This window comes from Streptomyces sp. NPDC058985 (assembly GCF_042740985.1).
Classification (GTDB): domain Bacteria; phylum Actinomycetota; class Actinomycetes; order Streptomycetales; family Streptomycetaceae; genus Streptomyces.
The window spans coordinates 86,869-105,889 of record NZ_JBHYJX010000029.1 but is presented as its reverse complement, the minus strand read 5'-3'; the positions used below and the strand labels follow the sequence as shown (position 1 = coordinate 105,889).

The 19,021-nt window shown below is 69.3% G+C and carries 17 protein-coding genes; 7 read left to right on the top strand and 10 right to left on the bottom strand.

The features are described 5' to 3' along the window. Positions 1-111 precede the first annotated feature (111 nt). Complete coding sequence (locus tag ACFW01_RS24165) at positions 112-1,563, bottom strand: CCA tRNA nucleotidyltransferase (protein WP_234956458.1); 1,452 nt, start codon at positions 1,561-1,563, stop codon at positions 112-114. A 225-nt stretch (positions 1,564-1,788) separates the two neighbouring features. Here ACFW01_RS24165 and ACFW01_RS24160 point away from each other — a divergent pair, with 225 nt between their 5' ends. From ACFW01_RS24160 to trxA, 7 genes are all read left to right on the top strand, one after another. Next, complete coding sequence (locus tag ACFW01_RS24160) at positions 1,789-4,185, top strand: DUF6049 family protein (protein WP_234956459.1); 2,397 nt, start codon at positions 1,789-1,791, stop codon at positions 4,183-4,185. 44 nt (positions 4,186-4,229) lie between these two features. Next, positions 4,230-6,725 (top strand): murein biosynthesis integral membrane protein MurJ, encoded by a 2,496-nt coding sequence (gene murJ / locus ACFW01_RS24155; RefSeq protein WP_384506470.1) that lies wholly within the window; start codon positions 4,230-4,232, stop codon positions 6,723-6,725. A gap of 139 nt (positions 6,726-6,864) precedes the next feature. Further along, on the top strand, positions 6,865-8,556 hold the full coding sequence (locus tag ACFW01_RS24150) for a protein kinase family protein (RefSeq protein WP_384506467.1): 1,692 nt from the start codon (positions 6,865-6,867) through the stop codon (positions 8,554-8,556). A 27-nt stretch (positions 8,557-8,583) separates the two neighbouring features. Further along, positions 8,584-9,318: an RNA polymerase sigma factor SigM gene (gene sigM / locus ACFW01_RS24145; RefSeq protein ID WP_234956462.1), complete on the top strand. Its 735-nt coding sequence runs from the start codon at positions 8,584-8,586 to the stop codon at positions 9,316-9,318. Further along, the gene (locus ACFW01_RS24140) at positions 9,315-10,232 is read left to right on the top strand and encodes an anti-sigma factor (RefSeq protein WP_234956463.1); all 918 of its coding nucleotides are present in this window, start codon (positions 9,315-9,317) and stop codon (positions 10,230-10,232) included. The genes sigM and ACFW01_RS24140 overlap by 4 nt, the downstream gene beginning before the upstream one ends. A gap of 161 nt (positions 10,233-10,393) precedes the next feature. Continuing rightward, positions 10,394-11,362 (top strand): thioredoxin-disulfide reductase, encoded by a 969-nt coding sequence (gene trxB, locus ACFW01_RS24135; protein WP_234956464.1) that lies wholly within the window; start codon positions 10,394-10,396, stop codon positions 11,360-11,362. A 37-nt stretch (positions 11,363-11,399) separates the two neighbouring features. Then, positions 11,400-11,732, top strand: coding sequence for a thioredoxin (gene trxA / locus ACFW01_RS24130; protein ID WP_234956465.1), 333 nt, complete (start codon positions 11,400-11,402; stop codon positions 11,730-11,732). 81 nt (positions 11,733-11,813) lie between these two features. Here trxA and ACFW01_RS24125 read toward each other — a convergent pair whose 3' ends face one another. The 9 genes from ACFW01_RS24125 to rpmH form a co-directional block, all read right to left on the bottom strand. Further along, the gene (locus ACFW01_RS24125; RefSeq protein ID WP_234956466.1) at positions 11,814-12,431 is read right to left on the bottom strand and encodes a GNAT family N-acetyltransferase; all 618 of its coding nucleotides are present in this window, start codon (positions 12,429-12,431) and stop codon (positions 11,814-11,816) included. A gap of 298 nt (positions 12,432-12,729) precedes the next feature. Further along, complete coding sequence (locus ACFW01_RS24120) at positions 12,730-13,833, bottom strand: ParB/RepB/Spo0J family partition protein (RefSeq protein ID WP_234956467.1); 1,104 nt, start codon at positions 13,831-13,833, stop codon at positions 12,730-12,732. Further along, positions 13,830-14,903: a ParA family protein gene (locus ACFW01_RS24115; RefSeq protein WP_384506484.1), complete on the bottom strand. Its 1,074-nt coding sequence runs from the start codon at positions 14,901-14,903 to the stop codon at positions 13,830-13,832. The genes ACFW01_RS24120 and ACFW01_RS24115 overlap by 4 nt, the downstream gene beginning before the upstream one ends. 265 nt (positions 14,904-15,168) lie before the next feature. Further along, on the bottom strand, positions 15,169-15,888 hold the full coding sequence (gene rsmG / locus ACFW01_RS24110) for a 16S rRNA (guanine(527)-N(7))-methyltransferase RsmG (RefSeq protein ID WP_234956468.1): 720 nt from the start codon (positions 15,886-15,888) through the stop codon (positions 15,169-15,171). 125 nt (positions 15,889-16,013) lie between these two features. Further along, the gene (locus tag ACFW01_RS24105; protein WP_122616558.1) at positions 16,014-16,526 is read right to left on the bottom strand and encodes a R3H domain-containing nucleic acid-binding protein; all 513 of its coding nucleotides are present in this window, start codon (positions 16,524-16,526) and stop codon (positions 16,014-16,016) included. Between the two features lie 15 nt (positions 16,527-16,541). Next, positions 16,542-17,843 (bottom strand): membrane protein insertase YidC, encoded by a 1,302-nt coding sequence (gene yidC / locus ACFW01_RS24100; RefSeq protein ID WP_234956469.1) that lies wholly within the window; start codon positions 17,841-17,843, stop codon positions 16,542-16,544. 3 nt (positions 17,844-17,846) lie between these two features. Further along, positions 17,847-18,221 carry a membrane protein insertion efficiency factor YidD gene (gene yidD, locus ACFW01_RS24095; RefSeq protein WP_125491288.1) on the bottom strand — a complete coding sequence of 125 codons (375 nt, stop codon included), beginning with the start codon at positions 18,219-18,221 and terminating at the stop codon, positions 17,847-17,849. Then, complete coding sequence (gene rnpA / locus ACFW01_RS24090) at positions 18,218-18,589, bottom strand: ribonuclease P protein component (RefSeq protein ID WP_122616561.1); 372 nt, start codon at positions 18,587-18,589, stop codon at positions 18,218-18,220. The genes yidD and rnpA overlap by 4 nt, the downstream gene beginning before the upstream one ends. Before the next feature lie 21 nt (positions 18,590-18,610). Further along, on the bottom strand, positions 18,611-18,748 hold the full coding sequence (gene rpmH, locus ACFW01_RS24085) for a 50S ribosomal protein L34 (protein ID WP_003975051.1): 138 nt from the start codon (positions 18,746-18,748) through the stop codon (positions 18,611-18,613). Positions 18,749-19,021: the final 273 nt, after the last annotated feature.

Genomic DNA, 19,021 nt, shown 5'->3' with positions numbered 1-19,021 from the left:
TGGGGGTTTATTTTTACATTTAAAACTCCCCCCCGAAGCATTACGCCGGCGACACCGCGCCTGGGCCTCTGTGTGGGCGCTAGTGTACAGGTGAAACTTCGCGCCCTCTCGTCATGCGGACTCCGCGCGCTGCGCCCACCACTCCTTGAGCGCGGCCACCGCCGCGTCGTGTTCCATCGGGCCGTTCTCCAGGCGGAGTTCCAGCAGGTACTTGTAGGCCTGGCCGACGGCCGGGCCGGGGGGAACTCCGAGGATCTCCATGATCTGGTTGCCGTCCAGGTCGGGGCGGATCGCGTCCAGCTCCTCCTGCTCCTGGAGCTGGGCGATCCGGTCCTCCAGGCCGTCATACGCGCGTGCGAGAGCCGATGCCTTGCGCTTGTTACGGGTCGTGCAGTCGGACCGGGTCAGCTTGTGAAGCCGGTCGAGCAACGGACCGGCGTCACGGACATACCGGCGGACCGCGGAATCCGTCCACTCGCCCGTGCCGTAGCCGTGGAAGCGCAGGTGTAGCTCGACCAGGCGGGAGACGTCCTTCACCAGGTCGTTGGAGTACTTGAGCGCGGTCATGCGCTTCTTGGTCATCTTGGCTCCGACCACCTCGTGGTGGTGGAAGGAGACCCGGCCGTCGCTCTCGAATCGGCGCGTGCGGGGCTTGCCGATGTCGTGCAGCAGGGCGGCCAGGCGGAGGGTCAGATCGGGCCCCTCGCTCTCCAGGGCCATCGCCTGCTCCAGGACGATGAGTGTGTGGTCGTAGACGTCCTTGTGCCGGTGGTGCTCGTCACGCTCCAGGCGCAGCGCCGGCAGCTCGGGCAGGACCCGGTCGGCGAGGCCGCTCTCCACCAGCAGGGTCAGTCCCTTGCGGGGGTGCGAGGAGACGACGAGCTTGTTCAGCTCCTCCCGCACCCGCTCGGCCGAGACGATGTCGATACGGCCGGCCATGTCCTTCATGGCGGCCACCACCTCGGGCGCAACCTCGAAGTCGAGCTGCGCCGCGAAGCGCGCGGCACGCATCATCCGCAGCGGGTCGTCCGAGAAGGAGTCCTCCGGAGTGCCCGGAGTGCGCAGCACACGCGCCGCGAGGTCGTCGAGCCCGCCGTGCGGATCGATGAACTCCTTCTCCGGAAGCGCGACCGCCATCGCGTTCACCGTGAAGTCGCGCCGGACGAGGTCGTCCTCGATGGAGTCGCCGTAGGACACCTCCGGCTTGCGCGAGGTGCGGTCGTACGCCTCGGAGCGGTAGGTGGTCACCTCGATCTGGTAGCCGTCCTTCTGCGCCCCGACCGTCCCGAAGGCGATCCCGACCTCCCAGACGGCGTCCGCCCACGGACGCACGATCGCCAGGACATCCTGGGGACGGGCGTCGGTCGTGAAGTCCAGATCGTTGCCGAGCCGGCCGAGCAACGCGTCCCGGACCGAGCCGCCGACCAGGGCAAGAGAGAACCCGGCCTCCTGGAAACGGCGGGCAAGATCGTCGGCGACGGGGGCGACCCGCAGCGGTTCGCGCACCGCGGGGGACGGCTCCGGGCTCAGGGCGCTGGGGCTGACTTCGTTGACGTTCGGCACAACAGAACAGGGTACGTGGCCCGGGCGGAGCCAGGCGCCCCCATTGATCGCGGCCCGAATCTCCCAGTTCGGCCCTGCTCCCTTTATAGGCGCACATACGGGGCGGCCCGCCCCCACGGGCGATCTTGTGGCGTACGCCGCGGCACTTCCGCTCGACGCACATCGTTACCATGCGTGGACGCACATTCCGACGACCACTGATCACGACGAGGGACGGGCGAGCGCGTGGCCGAGGCGGCAGACTTCCAGGGGACCAGTCCCTCACCTGCCCGCCGGTGGCTCCGGCGCACCGCGGCACTGCTCGCCGGGGCGCCGCTGCTGGCCGGCCTGGTCCAGCTGCCCGCCGCCGGCGCGGCACACGCCGACGGACAGCCGGCCGCCCGGGCCGACGCCGACTCGGGCCCGGTGGCCGTCGCCGTCGACTCGCTCACCCCCTCAGCGCCCACGGACGGGGACACGGTGACCGTGTCCGGCACCGTCACCAACAACGGCAAGCAGGCCGTCACCGACGCCCACGTGGGCCTGCGCGTCGGCCCCGAGGTGGACACCCGCTCGTCCGTCGACTCGCTCGCCAGGCACAGCGACGACCTCCAGGGGTCCATCGCCCCGGAGATCGAGAACAAATACACCGAGAAGTTCTCCAAGCTGGTCCCGGGCGTGGCCGAGCACTTCAACATCTCCGTGCCCGCCGACGACCTGAACCTCGGCGAGGACGGCGTCTACGAATTCGCCGTCTCGCTCTCCGGGCAGACCTCCGCGCAGCCCTGGGAGCAGATCCTCGGCATCCAGCGGACCTTCCTGCCGTGGCAGCCCGACGGGGCCGACACCAAGACGAAGACGACGGCCCTGTGGCCGCTGATCTCCACCACGCACATGGCCGCCGAGACGGGGCCGAACGAGGAGCAGACCCCGGTCCTCCTCAATGACGACCTGGCCAAGGAGATCTCCCCCGGCGGCCGGCTGAACCAGATGGTGACGCTGGGCAAGGATCTCGACGTCACCTGGGTGGTCGACCCGGACCTGCTGGCCTCCGTCGACGCGATGACCGGCAGCTACCGCGTCCGGGACGGCGACAACACCGTCGCCGGAACTCATCAGGACGTCGCCAAGCAGTGGCTCGCCGACTTGCAGGACGCGGTGGCCGACAAGGAGGTCGTCGCCCTCCCCTTCGCCGACCCCGACCTGGCGTCCCTGGCCCACAACGGCACGGACGTCACCGGCTCGCTGAGCCAGCTGAAGAGCGCCACGGACGTCAGCGAAGGCACGGTCGGGACGATCCTCCACGTGAAGCCGAGCACCGAGTTCGCCTGGCCCGTGGACGGTGCCGTCGACCGGTCGATCGTCAAGGTCGCGACCTCCGCCGGCGCCGACAAGGTGATCGCCCGCAGTGACAGCCTCCAGGAGGGCAACGGTCTGTCGTACTCGCCCTCCGCCGCCCGCCCCGTCGGCGGCGGCACCACCGCCGTCGTCGCGGACGCCCGGCTGTCCACGGCGTTCGAGGGCGACCTGACGAAGGCGTCCTCGTCCACGCTGGCGGTGCAGCGGTTCCTCGCCCAGAGCCTGGGCCTGGGCCTCCAGACCGGGAAGCAGCGCAGCGTGGTCATCGCACCGCAGCGCATGCCGTCCGGGAGCCAGGCACGCGCGATGGCCGAGGCGCTGCGCGCCCTGCAGGGGAGCACCTGGTCCGACTCCCAGAAGCTGGGCGCCGCCGCGGCGGCCAAGCCGGACCCGGACGCCACCACGAAGGTCCCGGGGACCTCGTCGTACCCCTCGGAACTTCGCAAGAACGAGCTGCCGCGGTCGGCGTTCGAGGAGATCGCCCGGACCCAGGGCACGCTCGACAACTTCCAGGTCGTCCTGTCGAACCCGTCCCGTGTGGTGACCCCCTTCGGACGTGCCCTCAACCGGGAGATGTCCGTGTCCTGGCGGGGCCGGGCCACCGAGGCGGAGTCGTTCCGCGACGGCGTGAAGGGCTACCTCGACGGGCTCACCGGCCGGGTCAGACTGATCGACAAGTCCGAGACCAAGCTCTCCGGGCGCAGCGCCACCATCCCGGTGACGGTGCAGAACAACCTGGTGCAGGACGTCGGGCCCCTGGTCCTGCGGCTCACCTCGACCAACCCGACGCGCCTGGAGATCGACGGCGACCGGTACGAGGAGCAGCCGATCCAGGTCTCCGGCGGCCACAGCCAGTCGGTGAAGTTCACCACGTCCGCCAATGCCAACGGCCGGGCGACGGTGATCGCCCAGCTGTACACGATGGACGGACGCAAGTACGGCGAGCCCGTCACCTTCGACGTGAAGGTCACCGAGATCACGGCCACCGTGATGCTCGTCATCGGCGGCGGTGTCCTGCTGCTCGTCCTGGCCGGTTTCCGGATGTACACGCAGCGCAAGCGCGCCGCGGCCCGGGACGCCGAGAAGAACGGGTCCGACGGGTCGGAGGCGTCCCAGGACCATGAGGACGCACCGGAGAACCCGGACGGCGCCGAGGGGCGTCTCAACAAGGAGTCCGAGGCACCGGCCCGGGCAGGCGACCCCGAGCAGCCGAGTGACCCGACACCAAACACCGCAACGGAAAGCACCGACCCGTCCGGCACGGGTGAGAGAGTGGACCGTTGAGGATGTCGTGGCCGGTCGGCCCGGGACGATGAGGTGGGGTAGCGATGAACGCGCCGTACGACGGTGACCGCGGTCAGTCCGCGGACGGCTCGGGCCACCCCGAGGGCCCGCCGCAGGACCCCCGTCAGACGCCGCCGGAGCCGCCCGCGGACATGTACCTCCAGGACGCCTACGACCAGGACCCCTACCGGGCACAGGACCTCTCCGCCCAGGACCCGGTCTCCGAGGCGCTCTACGACCGCGCCGCGCACCCCCCGCCGCCGCCGGGCGCGTACCCGCCGCAGCAGCCGCTGTACTCCCAGCCCGCCCAGTCACCGCACGCCCCCGACCCGCGCGTCTGGGGGCAGACCCCGGCCCCCGAACCGGAGGGCCCGACGCAGTACCTGCCGTACGGCGACGACCCGCGGACCACCCAGTTCGTCGGCGTGGACGACCTGGTCACCCAGGCCGGTGACCAGCGCCACGAGCCGGACGCCTTCGCGCACCTCTTCCGCGACCAGCAGCAGGGCGGCGGCCACCCCTCCTACGACGACCACGGCGGTGTGCCCGCGCCCGCCCAGGCACCGGGGCCATACGGCGCTCCCCAGGGCCCGGCCCAGTACGGCGCCCCCGAGGGCCCCGCTCAGTACGGCGGCCCGCAGGGACCGGCACAGTACGGCGGCCCCCAGGGCCCCGCACAGTACGGCAGCCCGCAGGGACCGGCACAGTACGGAGCCCCGCAAGGGCCCGCCCCCTACGGAAACCCTCCGGCACCCGGTCAGTACGGCGGCCCGGCACCGGGGCATGAACAGCACGCGGCACCTGCTCCCGGCCAGTACGCGGTCGCCCCGACCCCGGAAGCGGCCGAGGCCCCCCTCGTGGAGCCCGAGCAGGCTCCCGCGGCCGCTCCAGCCGGCGCGGCCAAGAAGGGCGGGCGCGCGGGTGGCCTGCTGAAGTCGAGCGCGGTGATGGCCGCGGGCACGATGGTGTCGCGGCTGACGGGGTTCATCCGGTCGGCGCTGATCGTCTCGGCTCTGGGCGTCGGGCTGCTCGGAGACACCTTCCAGGTCGCCTACCAGCTGCCGACGATGATCTACATCCTCACCGTCGGTGGCGGCCTCAACTCCGTCTTCGTACCGCAGCTCGTCAGGGCGATGAAGGACGACGAGGACGGTGGCGAGGCCTTCGCCAACCGTCTGCTGACCCTCGTCATGGTGGCGCTGGGCTCCCTGACCGTGATCACGGTCTTCGCCGCACCCCTGCTGATCCGGCTGCTCTCCAACCCCGTCGCCAGTGACCCGGCCGCGAACGAGGTCGGCATCACCTTCGTCCGCTACTTCCTGCCCTCGATCTTCTTCATGGGCCTCCACGTGGTGATGGGGCAGATCCTCAACGCCCGCGGCAGGTTCGGCGCGATGATGTGGACGCCGGTCCTCAACAACATCGTCATCATCGTGACCCTGGGGATGTTCATCTGGGTCTACGGCACCGCGGAGAACTCGGGGATGAAGGTCACCAGCATCCCGCCGGAGGGCGAGAAGCTGCTCGGCATCGGGGTGCTGCTGGGCCTCGTCGTCCAGTCCCTGGCCATGATTCCCTACCTGCGAGAGACGGGGTTCCGGCTCCGGCCGCGCTTCGACTGGAAGGGCCACGGACTTGGCAAGGCCGTCACCCTCGCCAAGTGGACGGTCCTGTTCGTGCTCGCCAACCAGGCCGGCGCCATGATCGTCATTCAGCTCTCCACCGCGGCCGGCAAGGCCTCGCCCGTCGACGGCACCGGCTTCGCCGCCTACGCGAACGCACAGTTGATCTGGGGCCTGCCCCAGGCCATCATCACCGTCTCCCTGATGGCAGCCCTGTTGCCCCGCATCTCCCGCTCGGCGTCCGAGGAGGACGGCGGAGCGGTGCGGGACGACATCTCCCAGGGTCTGCGCACCACAGCCGTCGCCATCGTCCCTGTGTCCTTCGCATTCGTCGCGCTCGGCATCCCGATGTGCACGATCATGTTCGGCTCCTCGGGCACCAGTGAGGCGACCAACATGGGCTACATGCTGATGGCCTTCGGCCTCGGCCTCATCCCGTACTCCGTCCAGTACGTCGTCCTGCGCGCCTTCTACGCCTACGAGGACACCCGGACGCCCTTCTACAACACGGTCATCGTGGCCGTGGTCAACGCCGCCGCCTCGGGACTCTGTTTCCTCCTGCTGCCGGCGCGCTGGGCCGTGGTCGGCATGGCCGCCTCCTACGGTCTGGCCTACGTGATCGGCGTGGGCGTCGCCTGGCGCAGGCTGCGCAGGCGGCTCGGCGGCGATCTCGACGGCGCCCGGGTGCTGCGGACGTACGCCCGGCTGTGCATCGCGTCCGTCCCGGCCGTCCTGCTCGGTGGCGCGGCCTGCTACGCCATCACCAAGTCGCTCGGTCAGGGTGTCGTGGGATCGTTCGCCGCGCTGCTGGCCGGCGGGCTGCTGCTGTTCGGTGTCTTCTTCGTCGCCGCCCGCCGGATGCGCATCGAGGAGGTCAACTCCTTGGTCGGCATGGTGCGCGGACGCCTGGGACGCTGAGACCCGGGGTAGGCGCACAACCATCGTTCGCCGCCGTGTGTCGTGCATAGCGCCGGACTGTGGGCACAATTGGGTTCGGCGTCGGACGCGCACATCGGGAGTCGGCCGACGCGCATCGAATGGGGAGGCAGGAACGACGGTGGCGGAACGGAGCACAGCTGCCGTCGACGTGGCAGACAACAGCGGTGATGAGCCGCTGACCGCACAGGCGGACCAGTCCACGGCCGACGGGGTGGCCAACAACCGGGAGCGGGACACGGACAGCGACGAGGCACAGGGGACCCCCACGAGCGAGGAAACCGGCAAGGCCTCGCCTCCCGAACTGCACAGCGGGCACAAGCTCGCCAGACGCTACCGCCTCGAGGAGTGCGTCACCCGTCTGGACGGCTTCAGCAGTTGGCGCGCCGTCGACGAGAAGCTCCGCCGCGCCGTCGGAGTCCACATCCTGCCGACCGACCACACGCGGGCCCGCTCCGTGCTGGCCGCGGCACGCTCCTCCGCGCTGCTCGGCGACCCCCGCTTCGTCCAGGTGCTGGACGCCGTCGAGGACAACGACCTCGTCTACGTCGTCCACGAGTGGCTCCCCGACGCCACAGAACTGACCGCGCTCCTCGCCTCCGGCCCGCTGGAGGTGTACGACGCCTACCAGATGGTCAGTCAAGTGTCCTCCGCCATGGCGGCCGCCCACCGTGAGGGGCTCGCCCATCTGCGGCTGAGCCCCAACGCGGTGCTGCGTACGTCGACGGGCCAGTGGCGGATCCGCGGTCTCGCCGTCAACGCCGCACTGCGCGGTATCAGTTCCGCGTCCCCCCAGCGCACCGACACGGAGGCCATCGGCGCCCTGCTGTACGCCACGCTCACCCAGCGCTGGCCGTACGAGAGCGACGCCCACGGTCTGGCCGGTCTGCCCAAGGACCTCGGGCTGATCCCCCCGGACCAGGTCCGCGCGGGCGTCCACCGCGGTCTGTCCGAACTGGCCATGCGGGCACTCGCCAACGACGGCGCGACCGCTTCCCGGCACGAGGCCCCGTGCACCACGCCGGAGGAGCTGGTGAAGGCGATCGGCGAGATGCCCCGCATCCGCCCGCCGGAGCCGTCGTACACCGCACCGCCCGACTACCAGCGCACCGCCTACCAGCAGGGCGCGTACGGCCGTCCGGCACCGCGTCCCGGCGTCACCCAGGCGGTGCAGGCACCGCCGCCCCCGCTGCAGAGCCGCACCGGTAAGGCACTGAAGTGGAGCGTCTCGGCTCTGCTGATCGCCGCCCTCGGCCTGGGCAGCTGGCAGCTGGCGGACGCGCTCATGGAGCGCGGCGGCAAGTCCGACGACCAGAACCAGACGCAGACGACGGACGGCGACAACGACAAAAGCCCGACGAAGCCGGTCAGCGAGCCGATCGCCATCGCGGGCGCGCATGACTTCGACCCGTTCGGCGACGACGGGTCCGAGTACCCGGAGAACGTCAGCAAGGCCTACGACGGCAGCCCGAGCACGTACTGGCAGACAAGCCACTACGCGAGCGCCGACTTCGGGCGGCTCAAGCCGGGTGTGGGCATCGTCGTCGACCTGGGCAAGGTCCAGCAGGTCGGCAAGGTGGCCGTGTCCTTCGGCGGGGACACCTCGGTGGAGCTCCGGGCCGGCGGCGACACCGACTCGGAACCACAGTCCTTCAAGGGTTACACGAAGGTTGCCAGTGGCTCCGGCACAACGGTGGACCTCAAGCCGGACGAGGCCCTCCGGACCCGCTACCTTCTGGTCTGGCTGACCGAGCTGCCGCTGACGGACGGGCAGTTCCGGGGCCGCGTCGCCGACATCAAGGTGACCAGCTGACGACGTCTGCCTGAAGGGGGAAATCCGATGGCGGAAGGCGCCGGGTACGACGGAGTGAGCGATCAGGATCTGCTCACCGGCCATGTCGATGGCGACCCCGACGCCTTCGGTGAGCTCGTACGCCGTCACCGCGACCGGCTCTGGGCCGTGGCCCTGCGGACGCTGGGGGACCGGGAGGAGGCGGCCGACGCCGTTCAGGACGCTCTCGTCTCCGCCTACCGGGCCGCCCACACCTTCCGCGGACAGGCGGCCGTCACGACGTGGCTGCACCGGATCACCGTGAACGCCTGTCTGGACCGGGCACGCAAGGCCGCTTCCCGGAAGACCGCTCCGGTCGACGACACCGAGCGCCTTGAGCAACTCCTGGAGCCGCACGAGTCGGCCTCCGCCCCCGCCGAGCGCAACGACCTGCACCGCCAGCTGCTGAAGGCCCTGGGCACCCTGCCGGCCGACCAGCGGGCAGCCCTCGTCCTGGTGGACATGCAGGGCTATCCCGTCGCCGAGGCCGCCAGGATCCTCGACGTACCGACCGGCACGATCAAGAGCAGGTGCGCCCGGGGCAGAGCCAGACTCCTGCCGCAGCTCTCCCATCTACGCCCGGACGGCAGCGGCGGGGGCGGCGAGGACAGGAAGTCCGGCGCCGAGCGGAACCGGACGCCGGGGACATCCGTCCCACCGGCAGCGGGACCGCACCGTGCGGGACCGCCGGAGAACGGGCCGGGCGATTCAGCCGCAGTGAAGGGCGGAGGTGGACGAGCGTGACGTCGTCGACGACAGACAGGGCCGGGCACCCGGACGTCGCGGAGATCTCCGAACTCGCCGAAGGCCTCCTCCCGACCGCCCGGACGACCGACATACGGCGGCATCTGGAGGGGTGCGACCTCTGCGCGGACGTCTACGCCTCACTGGAGGAGATCCAGGGACTGCTCGGCACCCTGCCGGAGCCGGAACGGATGCCGGACGACGTGGCCCAGCGCATCGACGCCGCCTTGGCGGCCGAGGCGCTGTCGGGCCCCACCACAGGGGAAGCCGCGTCCAGCGACGACAGCGCGCGTGTTTCACGTGAAACATCGGCACCAGCCTCGGCATCGGCGGCAGCCGACCGTCCCGCCGGGCACGCCCGTCCCTCCTCCACCGGACCGGGCCGCAAGGACCGCCGGCGTGGTGGCAGGCGCAGGATCGCCGTACTCGGCGCCGTGGCCGCCGCAGCCGCCATCGGCCTCGGTTCGGTCGTCGTGTCCTCCCTGACCGGAGGGAGCCCGTCGGACGACACCGCCCACGGACAGCAGTCGGCGCCGGCGGACACCTTCTCCGAGGGCAAGCTCCAGGACAAGGTCACCGACCTCCTCGCGGACGGGCAGGGCAACGAGAGCGGACCGCGTACCCCCCGCACCTTCGGCACGGAGTCCGAGAACGGCCACGAGACCGGTGCCGAGAACCATGTCTTCAAGCAGCCGACGATCCCGGAGTGCATGGCGAGGGGCATCGGCCGCGACGACGCGGCGATCGCCACGGAGAAGGGCGTCTACCAGGGCAAGGACGTCCTGCTCGTGGTCCTGCCCGACGCCTCCAACGACTCGCGGGTCACCGCCTACCTCGTCGACTCGTCGTGTGTGCGCGAGCCCGCCGTCAGCAAGGCCGAGGTCCTCTTGAAGCACTCCTACGCACGTTCGTAGCGATCAGACTCTTCCCTCCCGTCCCGCGCCCCGGCGCCGTTCCCGTGTGCCCGGGCACGGCGGGAATGCGCGCCCCGTAGGATCCGTTAGGTGGGGTGAGAGTTCCGAGTGCAGCTTCACCCGGCCCCGAAGAAGCTAGTCCAGAGACGAGGAATGCAGCCGTGAGCGACGTCCGAAACGTGATCATCATCGGCTCCGGGCCCGCCGGCTACACGGCGGCCCTGTACACCGCGCGCGCTTCGCTGAAGCCGCTGGTGTTCGAAGGAGCCGTCACCGCGGGCGGAGCACTGATGAACACCACCGAGGTGGAAAACTTCCCCGGCTTCCAGGACGGCATCATGGGCCCTGAGCTCATGGACAACATGCGCGCCCAGGCCGAGCGCTTCGGCGCCGAGCTGATCCCGGACGATGTCGTCGCCGTCGACCTGTCCGGCGAGATCAAGACCGTCACCGACACCGCGGGCACGGTCCACCAGGCCAAGGCCGTGATCATCACCACCGGCTCCCAGCACCGCAAGCTCGGCCTGCCGAACGAGGACGCCCTCTCCGGACGCGGCGTCTCCTGGTGCGCGACCTGTGACGGGTTCTTCTTCAGGGACCAGGACATCGCGGTGATCGGCGGTGGTGACACCGCGATGGAGGAGGCGACGTTCCTCTCCCGCTTCGCCAAGTCCGTGACGATCGTCCACCGCCGGGACACCCTGCGCGCCTCCAAGGCGATGCAGGAGCGCGCCTTCGCCGACCCGAAGATCACGTTCGTCTGGGACAGCGAGGTCGCGGAGGTCCAGGGCGACCAGAAGCTCTCCGGCCTGAAGCTGCGCAATGTGAAGAACGGCGAACTCTCGGACCTGCCGGTGACGGGCCTGTTCATCGCGATCGGCCACGACCCGCGCACCGAGCTCTTCAAGGGCCAGCTCGACCTGGACCCGGAGGGCTACCTGAAGGTGGAGGCTCCGTCGACCCGCACCAACCTGACCGGTGTCTTCGGCGCCGGTGACGTGGTCGACCACACCTACCGCCAGGCGATCACCGCGGCCGGCACCGGCTGCTCTGCCGCTCTCGATGCCGAGCGCTTCCTCGCCGCGCTCAGCGACGAGGACAAGGCGGAGCCCGAGAAGACCACCGTCTGACCCCCATCCCTCGCACCAACCAGTTAAGGAGCCCGCCGTGGCCGGCACCCTGAAGCATGTGACCGACGACTCCTTCGATCAGGACGTCCTCAAGAGCGACAAGCCCGTCCTGGTGGACTTCTGGGCCGCCTGGTGCGGTCCGTGCCGCCAGATCGCGCCGTCCCTCGAGGCGATTGCCGCCGAGTACGGCGACAAGATCGAGATCGTCAAGCTGAACATCGATGAGAACCCGGGTACGGCCGCCAAGTACGGCGTCATGTCCATCCCGACCCTGAACGTCTACCAGCGTGGCGAGGTGGCCAAGACCATCGTCGGCGCCAAGCCGAAGGCCGCGATCGTTCGCGACCTCGAGGACTTCATCGCCGACTGACGTTTCACGTGAAACACGAAGGGGCCGACCCGGACGGGTCGGCCCCTTCGTTTACGGCAGCTTCCTCGTCCCGGCTCGCCGCTAGAGCGGACGCAGCGCGGGTTCCTTCTGAACGGCTCCGAGCAGACGGTCCAGCGCCAACTCCACGTCTTCCTTCCAGGAGAGCGTGGACCGCAGATCCAGCCGCAGCCGCGGATGGCGGGGGTGGGGCCGGACCGTCTTGAAGCCCACCGCCAGCAGATGCTCCGCGGGCAGGACGCAGGCCGGTTCCTTCCAGCGTGCGTCCCCGAAGGCCTCGATCGCCTTGAAGCCCCGGCGCAGCAGATCCTTGGCAACCGTCTGGACCATCACGCGCCCGAGCCCTTGGCCCTGGTAGCCCGGCATCACGAACGCCGTGATCAGCTGTACCGCGTCGGACGAGACGGGGCTGGTGGGGAACGCTGTCGAGCGGGGCACGTAGGCCGGCGGGGCATAGAGAACAAAGCCCACCGGCACATCATCGACATAGACCACCCGGCCGCACGATCCCCAGTCCAGCAGCACAGCGGAGATCCAGGACTCCTTCTCCAGGCCGGGCGTCCCGGCCTTTACCGCGGCTTCGCCGCTGACGGGATCCAGTTCCCAGAAGACGCACGAGCGACAGCCCTGGGGAAGGTCCTGAAGGTTGTCCAGCGTGAGCGGTACGAGCCGGCGCCCCATGAAGGCTGTTCCTCGCTTCCTTCGCCTGCCGCGTCACGAGCGGCGGTCAGAGCGCTCCGTTCCCTGAGCAGGCTGCCGATGAAGCCACCGACCGCGCCCAGCCCCAAGCCCGCGCTCACCAGTCCGGTGCGGCCCATCGTGCGCATGGCCCCTGCCTTCCTCTCAGAGGTACTGCCAGGTGATGACGCATCCCGATCGCATCGTATCCACGATGCGCTGGCCCCGACACCGACGCACAGCAAAGGGCGGGCCGTGTTCCGGTATGCACCGGACACGGCCCGCCCTGGCGGCCTGTGCTTCAGGAGTCGAGGTCTTCGTCCTCGTCGTCCAGGAGCCCCTTCTGCAGCACGGGCCCTTCACCGGGGGCAAGGCTTCCGAGGATTCGCTCAAGGTCGTCCATGGAGGCGAACTCCACGGTGATCTTGCCTTTCTTCTGTCCCAGGTCGACCTTCACCCGGGTCTCGAAGCGGTCGGACAACCGCGTCGCCAGGTCGGACAGCGCCGGGGAGACCAGAGAACCGGCACGCGGGCCCTTGGCACGCTGCGGCTTCTGGGGCCGGGAACCCATCAGGGTCACGATCTCCTCGACCGACCGCACGGAGAGCCCTTCGGCCACGATGCGGTGCGCGAGGCGATCCTGCTCCTCCGGGTCGTCGACGGAGAGCAGCGCCCGGGCATGCCCTGCGGAGAGCACACCCGCGGCGACCCGGTTCTGCACCTTCGGTGAGAGCTTCAGCAGACGCAGCGTGTTGGAGACCTGAGGCCGGGAGCGCCCGATCCGGTCGGCCAGCTGGTCGTGCGTGCAGTTGAAGTCCTTCAGGAGCTGGTCGTAGGCGAAGGCCTCTTCCAGCGGGTTCAGCTGGGCACGGTGCAGGTTCTCCAGGAGGGCGTCCAGGAGAAGCTTCTCGTCGTCTGTCGCCCGGACGATGGCCGGGATGGCCTCCAGCTCCAGCTCGCGGCAGGCCCGGAAACGACGCTCGCCCATGATCAGCTCATAGCGACCCTGGCCGATCGGCCGGACGACGACCGGCTGGAGGAGCCCGACCTCCCTGATGGAGGTGACCAGCTCGGCCAGCGCGTCGTCGTCGAAGTCCTTACGCGGCTGCTTCGGGTTCGGCGTGATGGCATCGAGAGGGACCTCGGCGAAGTGCGCCCCCATGGGCGCCCGGAGACCCTCCGCGCCACCGGATGCCGCCGCCGGCTCCTCTGTTTCACGTGAAACAGCGGGCAGCGTGGCCACCTTCGCCGCGGCCACACCGCGCTCGTTCGGCAGCAGCGGCATCGTCCCCGGAGAAGCGGAGGCCGCGTTCCCCAGCGCTGCCGAAGCCACCGACTTCTCCGTCGGGGCGTTGGGGATCAGTGCGCCCAGACCACGGCCCAGCCCCCTCCGTCGCTCACTCACTGGATCCCCTCCACCGTGTTCGGGTCATTCTGTGCGCCGAGGTGAGCATGCGTCGCCTCGTACTGGACGCCCACGCCCTTCAGCGCCATCTCACGTGCCGCCTCCAGATAGGAGAGGGCTCCACTCGATCCTGGATCGTAGGTCAGTACCGTCTGCCCGTAGCTCGGGGCCTCGGAGATACGGACCGAGCGGGGAATGCTCGTCCGCAGCACTTCCTCACCGAAGTGGCTGCGTACCTCGTCGGCGACCTGGGACGCGAGCCGCGTCCGGCCGTCGTACATGGTGAGCAGGATGGTCGACACATGGAGCGCCGGGTTGAGGTGCCCTCGGACCAGGTCGACGTTGCGGAGCAGCTGCCCCAGACCTTCCAGCGCGTAGTACTCGCACTGGATCGGGATCAGCACCTCCTGGCCCGCGACAAGCGCATTGACCGTCAGCAGACCGAGGGAGGGCGGGCAGTCGATGAGAATGTAGTCCAGCGGCTGCTCGTACGAGGCGATCGCCCTCTGGAGCCGGCTCTCCCGGGCGACCAGTGAGACCAGTTCGATCTCGGCGCCGGCAAGATCGATCGTGGCGGGCGCGCAGAACAGACCCTCGACATCCGGGACCGGCTGGACCACTTCCGAGAGTGGCCGGCTTTCGACGAGTACGTCGTAGATCGAAGGGACGTCGGCGTGGTGATCGATACCCAGGGCGGTGGACGCGTTGCCCTGCGGGTCCAGGTCGACGACCAGGACTCTGGCACCGTGGAGGGCGAGTGAGGCGGCAAGATTGACGGTCGTCGTCGTCTTACCCACACCGCCCTTCTGGTTGGCGACCACCATGACCCGGGTCTGCTCGGGTCGCGGCAGCCCTTCGCCGGCGCGCCCCAGAGCCTCCACCGCCAGTTGGGCAGCGCGACCGATCGGAGTGTCGTCCATCGGAGGCGGTGTTTCACGTGAAACATCCGCTCCCATCGACTCGGTACGGGGACCGGGGACCGGATCGGTCATCGGTCCCGCGATATTGGCGTCGGACCGCAAGGATTCACTCTCCTCGACTTCAGGCTCGCAATGAACAGAGCCTCCCATGCCTTCGGGGTCATGAACCAGTGAGGCCTGGTGTTCTGTGGAGAAATCCACCTCTGTGGACAACTCCACCCCCTCTCCGAGCGACCCGAGAGGCTTTCGGTCGCGGGGGTCGGCCGCAGCGCGGCCGCGACTGATGATGCCGTGCAGCAGTGAGCGACGTTTCACGTGAAACACGATGCACAGCGCGCGATGCCGAACTCCCGCGACACTCCGGCATGCGGAGGTTTGGCAGCTTGTGTGGAGTACGGCCGGACGCCAGGACGGGTCAGCCGCGACGCCGACGCGTCCGCCCCGTCCGAGCCGCCTTGGCCCGTTTGGCGGCGAAGCGCACACCGCCAGGGCTCTCACCGACCTCGACCCGCACCACGGTGGACAGAGGATCCACGACGCCCTCGCCCACCTGAAGAACGGAAGTCTTCTCGGCACCCAGCTTGCTCAGCGCGGTGGCAGCCGCCTTCAGCTCCTCCTCCGCCGTGTCGCCCTTGAGCGCGAGCATCTCGCCGTAGGGACGCAGCAGGGGAATCCCCCACGTGGCCAGCCGGTCGAGCGGTGCGACGGCACGAGCCGTCACCACGTGCACCGGCGGCATCTTGCCCATGACCTCCTCGGCCCGGCCGCGCACGACGGTCACATGGTCCAAGCCCAGCAGCTCCACGACCTCGGTCAGGAAGTTCGTGCGCCGCAACAACGGCTCCAGCAGAGTGATCTTCAGGTCGTCCCGCACCAGCGCCAGCGGGATCCCGGGCAGCCCGGCGCCCGACCCGACGTCGCACACCGTCACTCCCTCGGGCACGACCTCCGAGAGCACCGCGCAGTTCAGCAGATGCCGCTCCCACAGGCGGGGAACCTCACGCGGGCCGATCAGGCCGCGCTTCACCCCAGCCTCGGCAAGCAGCTCCGCGTAGCGGACCGCGTCCGCGTAGCGATCGCCGAACACGACACGTGCCTGCTCGGGCACAGGGGGAAGCTCCGCTGCCTCCGTCACGGGGACCGTCCTTCCGTACGGCGCCCGGCGCACCAGGCGCCGGTGCCAGAACCACCAGAACTATCAGGCTGACAAAACTCGGCCCCGCCTGCGCAACAGACGGGGCCGGAGAACGAGAGAACCGATCAGGCGGGAAGCACGACGACGAAGCGCTCGGGCTCCTCGCCCTCGGACTCGCTGCGCAGCCCCGCGGCCTTGACCGCGTCGTGCACGACCTTGCGCTCGAACGGGGTCATCGGCTTCATCCGCACGGACTCGCCGCTGCTCTTGACCTCGGCCGCGGCCTTGGCGCCCAGCTCGGACAGCTCGGCGCGCTTCTGGGCCCGGTAGCCGGCGATGTCGAGCATCAGTCGGCTGCGGTCACCGGTGTCCCGGTGCACGGCCAGGCGCGTCAGCTCCTGCAGAGCCTCCAGCACCTCACCGTCCCGGCCGACCAGCTTCTGGATGTCGCGGCTGTTCGAGTCGCTGATGATCGAGACAGAGGCACGGTCTGCCTCGACGTCCATGTCGATGTCGCCGTCGAGGTCGGCGATGTCGAGCAGACCCTCCAGGTAGTCCGCGGCGATCTCGCCCTCCTGCTCGAGGCGGGAGAGGGTGTCTGCGCCCTCGGCAGCGGCGGAGGTGGTGCCTTCCGTCACGGGATGGACTCCTTCTTACTTCTTCGACGGGGACTTGGGCCGCTGCGGGCCCTTGCGCTGCCCGGACTGGGCCTTGCTGCGGGTGCCGCCGCCCTTCTGCTGGGCGGGCTTCTGCTGTCCGGACTTCTTGGCGGCATCGGCGGGCTTCGAAGCCTGCTTGCCGTCCTCCGGCTCGTCGGACTTGGTGAGCGAGGTCTTCGCCTCGGCCTCACCGGCCGGCTTCGCGGACTGGTGGCGCTGCGACTTGCTCTGGCGCTTGGGCTGCTGACGCTTGGGCGTGGCGGTGGCGACGGCCGCGCCGTCCTCGCTCTGAGCGGCCGCGGAGGCATCGCTCTTCAGCACATTGCCGTCGGGCTGGGCGGCGAGACCCGCCTTGTTCAGGCCGTTGATGAACTTGCGCTCGAACTCGTTGCGGTCCCGGCCCTTGGCGACGATGGCCTTCACGACGGCCCTCTCGCCCCGGCCGCGCGTCTTGCCGTGCTCGGTGACGCTCTTGTGCAGTCGCTCCAGGTAGGAGGCCTGGGCCTTGGAACCCGGCGTCGGGTTGTTGCGGATGACGTACATCTGCTGACCCATGGTCCACACGTTGGTGGTCAGCCAGTAGACGAGGACACCAACCGGGAAGTTCACACCGAAAACGGCGAACATGACCGGGAAGACGTACATCAGCATCTTCTGCTGCTGCATGAACGGGGTCTTCACCGTGGTGTCGACGTTCTTCGTCATCAGCTGGCGCTGGGTGAAGAACTGCGACGCGGACATCAGCACGATCATGATCGCGGTGACGACCCGCACGTCGGTCAGCGAGGCGTTGAGGGCGGCGACGTCGCTCTCGCTGCTGAAGAACTTGGAGGCCAGCGGGGCACCGAAGATGTGGGCCTGCTGCGCGCTCTCCAGGAGCTTCTGGTTGACCGCACCGACGGTGTCACCGGACGCGATGCCGTTGAGCACGTGGTACAGGGCGAAGAAGAACGGGGACTGCGCCAGGATGGGAAGGCACGAGGAGAGCGGGTTGGTGCCCGTCTCCTTGTACAGCTTCATCATCTCTTCGGACTGACGCTGCTTGTCGTTCTTGTAGCGCTCCTGGATCTTCTTCATCTCCGGCTGGAGCGTCTGCATACCGCGGGTCGCCTTGATCTGCTTCACGAAGAGCGGGATCAGGCAGATGCGGATGAGGACCACCAGGGACACGATGGACAGGCCCCAGGCCCATCCGGTGTCAGGTCCGAAGATCGCCCCGTACACCGTGTGGAACTGGACGATGACCCAGGAGACGGGCCAGGTGATAAAGCTGAACAGGCTGGCAATCGTGTCCACTAATCATGCTCCTTGGGCATGGGGCGAGGTCTCTGCGGCCGGGCCCGAGGGGCCGGAGGGGCTCGTGGGAGCCGTCCGTCCTTCGGTGGCCGGTTCGGCGGCGGAGGGCCCGCCCTTACGTGCGCGCCAGGCGTCACGCAGCATTTCGTGCCACCGCGGACGCTTGCGCGGCGGAACATGGTCCACGCCGCCCAGCGACCACGGATTGCATCGCAGGATGCGCCATGCCGTGAGCGCCGTGCCCTTGACGGCTCCGTGCCGGTCGATGGCCGTGTAGCCGTAGTGGGAGCACGACGGGTAGTACTTGCACACCGGCCCCAGCAGCGGACTGATCGTCCACTGGTAGAGCTTGATCAGAGCCAGTAGCGGGTACTTCATCGCGCGCCCCCTCCCAGTAGCCGCTCCAGGGCGGCGTCCAGGTCTCGGGCCAGCTGTGCATGGTCGGCGTCACCCGCACCGGGCAGCGCTCGTACGACTACCAGGCTACCGGGGGGAAACAGGTGGATCCGGTCGCGCACCAGATGGCGGAGCCTGCGCTTCACCTTGGTGCGCACCACCGCGCCTCCTACAGCTTTGCTCACGACGAAACCCGCACGTGTCGGGGGAGCGCTCTCCCCAGGCGCGTGCGGGTCCGTGGCACCGCTTCGAAGGTGGACGACGAGGGCCGGGCGGCCGGCCCGGCGGCCTCGTCGTACCGCGGTCGCGAAGTCCTCGCGCCGCCTCAGCCGGTTCTCGGTGGGCAGCACGATGTCATGACCTGACCGGGATCAGGCGGACAGGCGGGCGCGACCCTTGCTGCGGCGAGTCGCGAGAATCGCGCGGCCGGCACGGGTACGCATCCGCAGCCGGAAGCCGTGGGTCTTGGCACGACGGCGGTTGTTCGGCTGGAAGGTGCGCTTGCTCACTCGGGGGCTCCAGAAAGAATCGGGTGTTGGCGGGGTGCCGTCCTGGCTGTCACCGTGCGCCCACGAGTAGCTCGCGTTACGCCCGAGTGCACCGCTTTTCGATCACCTTGAACGTGACCTGTGCCCATCGGAGGCAGGCGGCAGCAGCCATCGACAACTCGACCTGGTTACGGTACGTGCGACTGCGCCATTCGGTCAAACCAGCGGGGACCGGGAGACACTTGTCCACAGGCTGGGGACAACAACTTGAACCCTACCGGCCGCGCTGACTAC